At 37.9% G+C, this 6,905-nt stretch carries 9 protein-coding genes; 8 read left to right on the top strand and 1 reads right to left on the bottom strand.

Annotation, left to right across the window (positions count from 1 at the left end; all coding sequences use genetic code 11):
* From MKX14_RS11995 to ohr, 8 genes are all read left to right on the top strand, one after another.
* Window positions 1–221, top strand: a 221-nt coding sequence (locus MKX14_RS11995; protein WP_240282508.1) for a hypothetical protein, incomplete at its 5' end; no start/stop codon positions are given.
* 130 nt (window positions 222–351) lie between these two features.
* On the top strand, window positions 352–1,221 hold the full coding sequence (locus MKX14_RS11990) for an MlaA family lipoprotein (RefSeq protein WP_046813380.1): 870 nt from the start codon (window positions 352–354) through the stop codon (window positions 1,219–1,221).
* Window positions 1,222–1,338: 117 nt separating this feature from the next.
* Window positions 1,339–2,307 carry an RsbU family protein phosphatase GigA gene (gene gigA / locus MKX14_RS11985; protein ID WP_046813381.1) on the top strand — a complete coding sequence of 323 codons (969 nt, stop codon included), beginning with the start codon at window positions 1,339–1,341 and terminating at the stop codon, window positions 2,305–2,307.
* A gap of 102 nt (window positions 2,308–2,409) precedes the next feature.
* Window positions 2,410–2,931: an anti-anti-sigma factor GigB gene (gene gigB, locus MKX14_RS11980; RefSeq protein ID WP_002117273.1), complete on the top strand. Its 522-nt coding sequence runs from the start codon at window positions 2,410–2,412 to the stop codon at window positions 2,929–2,931.
* A gap of 29 nt (window positions 2,932–2,960) precedes the next feature.
* A complete protein-coding gene (locus tag MKX14_RS11975; protein WP_108009608.1) occupies window positions 2,961–3,785 on the top strand; it encodes a carbon-nitrogen hydrolase family protein in 825 nt (274 codons plus the stop codon).
* A 14-nt stretch (window positions 3,786–3,799) separates the two neighbouring features.
* Complete coding sequence (locus MKX14_RS11970; protein WP_005804300.1) at window positions 3,800–4,174, top strand: DUF4951 domain-containing protein; 375 nt, start codon at window positions 3,800–3,802, stop codon at window positions 4,172–4,174.
* 165 nt (window positions 4,175–4,339) lie between these two features.
* The gene (ohrR, locus tag MKX14_RS11965; RefSeq protein WP_069122285.1) at window positions 4,340–4,777 is read left to right on the top strand and encodes a MarR family winged helix-turn-helix transcriptional regulator; all 438 of its coding nucleotides are present in this window, start codon (window positions 4,340–4,342) and stop codon (window positions 4,775–4,777) included.
* An 88-nt stretch (window positions 4,778–4,865) separates the two neighbouring features.
* Window positions 4,866–5,297: an organic hydroperoxide resistance protein gene (gene ohr / locus MKX14_RS11960; RefSeq protein ID WP_005066315.1), complete on the top strand. Its 432-nt coding sequence runs from the start codon at window positions 4,866–4,868 to the stop codon at window positions 5,295–5,297.
* Window positions 5,298–5,354: 57 nt separating this feature from the next.
* Here the strand turns inward: ohr and gspE are convergent, their stop codons facing one another.
* The gene (gene gspE / locus MKX14_RS11955; RefSeq protein WP_005804298.1) at window positions 5,355–6,845 is read right to left on the bottom strand and encodes a type II secretion system ATPase GspE; all 1,491 of its coding nucleotides are present in this window, start codon (window positions 6,843–6,845) and stop codon (window positions 5,355–5,357) included.
* Between the last annotated feature and the right edge of the window lie 60 nt (window positions 6,846–6,905).

Genomic DNA, 6,905 nt, shown 5'->3' with positions numbered 1-6,905 from the left:
AATCTCTTAAAAGTCAACAGGTAATTTCGATATTTTTAAAACTTATCTCTCAAACCAACTTACCATCAAATTCATCACTTAAAGCAATCAACTTAATCACAAGTAACTGTTTTTCAACAAGTTTCTATCTGCATCACCGCCGATGGATGTGCATTATAGACCATCTCATTCCCTTTGCAACCCCTTTTTTAAATCAATATCACCAACTGGATACTTTTTAAGCTTTTTGGCATTTTATCTATATTATTTGATCAATTTTACATTGATAATAGGTTATCAATTTTGTATTAAAACATATCTCCACCCAACTGCACATTTAAGTATTAGCCTGGCTGGCGGTTAAGGAATTATATGAATTATTCTAATTTAATTTTACTAAGCGTATTATCTGTAGGTGCTTGTACCTCTCTATATGCTCAAGAAAATACTATAAGTGAATCTTCTGATGCTAGCTCACTAGAAGAAACAGCACCGACTCATACGCGCTCACAAATTATTAAAGATTTAAAAAATATTAAAGTTAAAGATTTAAAAATTAATGCGAATGCAGCACAACCAGATCCTGTAAAAGACCCATTACAATCATTAAATCGTCCAATTTACTCATTTAACGATATGTTGGATCGAAATTTTTTACGCCCAGTTGCTGTGCAATATAGAGAAAAGACTCCAGAAGATGTCCGTGGTTCTTATCGTCAGTTCCGTAAAAATCTTGGAGAACCTTGGAATGCTGTTAACCAGCTTATTCAAGGTCGCCCTGGTCGTGCTGCAAAAACCCTAGGTCGCTTTACAATTAATACGTTAACTACTCTTGGTTTAGCTGACCCTGCCAGCCGTTTAGGTTTACCGACTGAAGAAGAGAATTTTGGTGTAACTCTCGGTTACTATGGTGTTCCTTCTGGCCCATACCTCATGTTGCCTTTCTTCGGCCCAAGTACCTTGCGTGATGGTTTTGGTTTAGCAGTAGACGCCCAAGCTCGTCCACAGAAATATATTATGGATGATCAAGATGGTCTATATTGGTCAAGTAATATGTTACAAGCGGTTGATACACGTGCTCAATATCTGGATCTCGATCAAACTTTACAAGGTGATCAATACGCCATGATTCGAGATTTATATCTGCAACGTAAAGCATTCCAAATTGCAGAGAAAAAGGGCGACTCAGCTGATGTATCTTTCATTGATGATGACTCAGAAGATACACCAGATGAGAACTAAGCCCCTTAAGATGAATAAAGGTATTGCTCGAATTAACAGTTCGACAATACCTTGATTTTGATCATACATACTCTATGATGAATAAAGTGATCATATAAAAGGACTACCATCTCTTCTATGTATTTTATTAAACCGACACGCTCTATCCCTTATTTAGAGCAAGCTTTGGATAAATTGCCAGGCTTACAAGTCATTAACATAGATGATTTAGATTTATATGATCCAACCATCATTGCAATAGCAGATGTACAAGATTTCCTGACTTATAAATGGAATTTACCAACGGTCGTAATCGCTTTTGAACATGAAGGCGCCGCTTTAGCTAAAGCTTGGGAAGCAGGTGCTCTTGCTGGTTGGGTATGGAATCAATTACCTAACGATTTAAATAAAGCATTATCAAGAATCGATGCTCAATATAAACGTAATCAAGATAGTCGTGATTTACCTTCAGCTGCTGAACTACAAAAAAGACTATTGCCTAATCCAATTGATTTATTAAATTATCAAGTCGAAACTTTCTTTCAGCCTTCAGCTTATCTTTCTGGTGATTGGTATGACTACTGGAAATTAAATGATAAAGAAGTTTTATTCTATCTTGCCGATGTTTCAGGACATGGCGTAACTAGCAGCTTATTAACCTCTTGGATGGCAGCTTTCCATGGCCGCTCTAAAACCCCAAGACAATTAATAAAAAAATTAAATGGCATGTTGGTTCAAGAGAATATTGAAAAGCACATTACGATTGTGGTGGGTATTTTAAACCTTGAAACTCATATGCTTCGCTGGTCAAGTGCTGGGCACTACCCTCCTCCTATCATTTTTGAACCTAATCAAGCTCCAAAAATTTTAACAACAAGTAGTTTCCCATTAGGCTTGACTGATGAACTCGAAGTTGAAGAGCATGTTTGTACATTAAATCATCAGGCACGCTTCATTGTTTGCTCAGATGGAGCCCTCGAACCTTTTGATGGTGGCTTAAATGATCAGTTCCAACAATTGGTCCATCACTTGCAAAATCAATCATTCCAAGCACCCGATCATGTGGCTGATGACATTGCTATCTTCAGTCTCTGTCGAATGAATTAATTTACGAATCAATTAATTACATAATATACGACTTAAGGACTCTTGAGTCTGCGATGGCACTATGTGATAATTTTTCTATCCTTCTCTGAAAATGGCATTTATATGTCAACAGGTCATGTTGAATATGCAAGTTTAAATGGAACGCATATTTTCAAGCTTATTGGTGAAGTGCGAGCCCATTCTTGTATAAGTCTAGACAAACTTTTAAACAGAATTGAACAGCAAGAGAATGTTGTTGGTGCAATCGTTGATTTAACCCAAACAACATTTATTGATAGTACGGTGTTAGGCATCCTGGCTAAGCTAGGTTTAAAGCTTAAACAAACTCATCATATTCAAGCTGTGATGCTATCTACCAATCCAGATATCACAACCTTAGCCAACAGTATGGGGCTAGGGCAGGTTTTTGTCATTTTGAATTACTGTGGCGATCCTAACGTTTGCACATTAACGTTAACTGATGAACAGATCACTCATAATGCAATGCTAAGAACAGTTCTGGATGCACATAAGACATTGATGAAACTCAATGCAAACAATCAGAATATGTTTGAGCCACTTGTGAAGCAGTTACAGAAAGAACAAGATACGCTTGAACAGGTATCAGATAAGCAAAATGCCTGACTTTAATCATTAAGCCGGATTATTAGAATATGACCCTTATTTCTGTTGCTCAAATGAACTCGCAAGATGATATTGAAAGTAATTTTCAAGTTATTGAGTCGTTGATTCAACAAAGTAAGGCGCAAAATGCTAGCCTGATTGTTTTCCCCGAAAACTTTGTATGTTTTGCAGCAGGAAAACAACGCGAAACAGCTGAGCAATTTGAGTCTATTCAACAACGGCTTGAGAAACTGGCACATCAATATCAAATCTGGATTGTGGCCGGTACCTTACCATGCCCATTTCGTCCAGATGGATCTACCATTCAAGATGGTCGAGTCCGGACGGTTAGCCTTTGTATTAGCCCTGAGCGTACAGAAGCACGTTATGACAAGATCCATTTATTTGATGTACAAGTGGGTGATGCTGTCGGTGGTTATCAAGAGTCTCGTTTCTTTGAACCAGGAACAGACGTAGTAGTCACATCTACCCCTTTTGGCAATATTGGCTTAATGGTATGTTATGACTTACGTTTTCCAGAGCTTGCTCTAACTCTGAGACAACAAGGCGCTCACATTCTTACTGCTCCTGCTGCATTTACTTATACAACTGGACAAATGCACTGGCAGCTTTTGCTACAAGCTCGGGCAATGGATAGCCAATGTTATGTTTTAGGCGCAGCACAACAGGGCTGGCATGGTGAAAAACGACAAACCTGGGGACACTCTGGGGCAACAGATAGTCGTGGCCAAATTTTAAGTATGATTGGATATGAAGGGAGTGGTTTAATCACTGTACCCTTTGATTTAACAGCACAAGAACTCGTCCGCTCTTCAATGCCTCTGATGACTCACCGTAAATTGGTTCATTATTAAAAGTTTAATTATTCATGTGGAAATACTTATTTAGCATTTTTTGCTTGGGGGCAAATATTCATTGTTATGCAGAGTTTGGTACAACAAACCATTTTGTTTCGCCTGCTGCACAGCTCAACTCAGATATTCTTCCAGCAACTCCTAAAAATATCCCCTTGCCCGCTTTTGGCCAAAGAATTATTGGCTGGGGTACGGGCGCAGAAGGTGCAAGACAACGTTTAGAAAATATTCAGCCAGCAGATGTTTCTGTGATTAAAAAACAAGGAACCACGCTTGAAATGATTACTGCATGGCAAGATTTTTATGAACAAGAGCAACAACGCAATGCAAATAATCCTACTGCGAAGTATCGTGCGCGTTTAATGAAAAAGATTGCAGATTTGTGGTAAACACTTTCATCTAGAATATTTTTATCTTATGGAATAATTGATGTAATTATTCCATTTTTTATATCCCTTAATTTACTTTATTCATAACCGATTCTTATGAAAATTTAAGAAACTGAATAGAACACGATATACTACAAAAGCAATATTAGTTTCTTTGAGGAAGATATGGACCAAGACTGTCAAAACTTAAAGCTTGAGAATCAATTATGTTTCCTCATTTATTCAACAAATTTAGCACTTAATCAACTCTACAGAAAACTTCTAGCACCTTTGGGCATTACCTATCCCCAATATTTAGTTATGTTAGTGTTGTGGGAGCAAGATGAAGTAACTGTTTCAGAAATTGGAGCTAAACTTTTTTTAGAATCATCTACCCTCACCCCTATCTTGAAAAAGTTAGAAGCCCTCCATTTGCTTCATCGTACCCGTTCAACTCAAGATGAAAGACAAGTGATCATTACACTGAGTGATGAAGGAAAAAAATTAAAAGATCAAGCAATCCATATTCCAGCAGGCGTATTAGAAGCAAGTTCATGTGATATGACAACACTACTAGGCCTTAAAGATCAACTTACTAAACTCCGTACAAACTTAGTCAAATAAACAGCAATTTTTTTAAAAAATATACTTGTCAAAATATTTAAGTCGTGTACGATATATTTGCATTCAATTTATTTTAGGAATAAAAACGATGTCATTAGAAAAAGTTGTTTATCGTGCAAAAGCTAAAGCAACCGGTGGTCGTGATGGCCGTGCGACTTCATCAGACGGCGTATTAGATGTACAACTTGGTGTACCTAAAGAAATGGGTGGCGCTGGTGGTGCTGTAACAAATCCAGAGCAGTTATTTGCAGCTGGTTATTCAGCATGCTTTTTAGGTGCTTTAAAATTTGTTGCAAACCGCGATAAATTTAACATTAGCAAAGACGCTTATGTAGAAGGTGAAGTAGGTATTGGTCCAATTCCTACAGGTTTTAGCATCGAAGCGACTTTAAATGTTTACTTAGTGGGTATGGATCGTGAAGAAGCTGAAAAGTTAGTTGCAGCAGCTCATATTGTTTGCCCATATTCAAATGCAACTCGCAACAATATTGATGTAACCTTTAATATCGTGACTGAATAAGTTTTGATATTTAAAAAAATGCCCGAATCAAATCGGGCATTTTTTACATCTTAAATATTATGCTTCACTTGCCTCATTGGTTACACGAAGCACTTCTTCGAGTGTAGTTTTACCTGCAAGTACTTTGCGCAAACCATCATCACGAATAGAACCTGAATACTCACGAGCATGATTTTCTAATTCATATTCAGCTGCATTACCATGAATCAGACGGCGCATAGGTTCATCAACAGGAACGATTTCATAAATCGCTGTACGTCCATTAAAACCTAGATGAGAGCAATGATCACATCCTTTAGCTTCAGGTAACTGCAACAACGGTTCATTATTAATATGCTGAAACACTTGTTTCTCAAAAGTATCGGCTTCACGCCATGTCATACAATGTGGACATAAAGTACGAACCAAACGTTGAGCAATCACTCCAATTAAAGAGCTTGATAATAAGAAAGGCTCAATTCCCATATCTTTAAGACGAGTAACTGCACCAATAGCTGTATTGGTATGTAGTGTTGATAAAACCAAATGGCCTGTTAAAGATGCTTGAACCGCAATTTCAGCAGTTTCTAAATCACGAATCTCCCCCACCATCACTACATCTGGATCTTGACGTAACATTGCTTTTAAAGCACGAGCAAATGTCATATCCACTTTGGTATTCACTTGTGTTTGACCAATACCTTCGAGTTGATATTCGATTGGATCTTCAGCAGTTAAGATATTACGAGTATTGTCATTTAGATCAGACAAAGCTGCATATAAGGTAGTCGTTTTCCCCGAACCAGTAGGCCCTGTGACCAAAATAATACCGTGAGGACGATGCACTAATTGAGTTAAACGCTCATAGTCATTAGCCATTAAACCTAAATGAGTCATATTGAGACGGCCCGCTTGTTTATCAAGCAAACGCATAACGACCCTTTCACCATGTGACGATGGCAAAGTTGAAACACGCACATCCACTTCACGACCAGCAAGACGTAAAGAAATACGTCCATCTTGTGGTACACGTTTTTCAGCAATATCGAGCTTCGCCATAACTTTAATACGCGAAACCAGTAAAGGCGCCAATTCACGGCGTGGCTGTACAATCTCACGTAGTTGACCATCTACACGCAATCGTACAGATAATTTTTTTTCAAAAGCTTCAATATGAATATCTGAAGCGCCTACTCGAATTGCCTCTGAAAGTAATGCATTAATAAGACGGACAATAGGAGCATCATCTTCTTGGTCCATCAAGTCTTCTGTTTCAGGAACCTGATCGGCCAAACTTAATAAATCTGGATGGTCTTCTAAGCCAGCCGCAACTTGTTGTGATTCCCCTGTATCACCTGCGTAACTCGTACTTAAGAGCGTATTAAATTCTTGTTCAGTACATAGCTGATAATGTGCAGGCTTACCCAAGATGCGTCTTGCTTCCTGTAATGCAATTTTTTCAGTGTTTTGACGTCTAATAATAAATACCTGATCACCGTCATAACGAAATAAAACACCATGACGCTTGGCAAAACTATATGGAACTTGTATTTGTTTCAATATTTGCATCACAATTTATAATGATGAGTAAGATGATTTTGAGTGTACTCTAAGCAGATTACAGCGTGA

It is taken from the genome of Acinetobacter pittii (genome assembly GCF_022449185.1).
GTDB lineage: Bacteria > Pseudomonadota > Gammaproteobacteria > Pseudomonadales > Moraxellaceae > Acinetobacter > Acinetobacter pittii_I.
The sequence above is the reverse complement of the archived record's forward strand: the minus strand, read 5'-3'. Positions and strand labels throughout refer to the sequence as shown.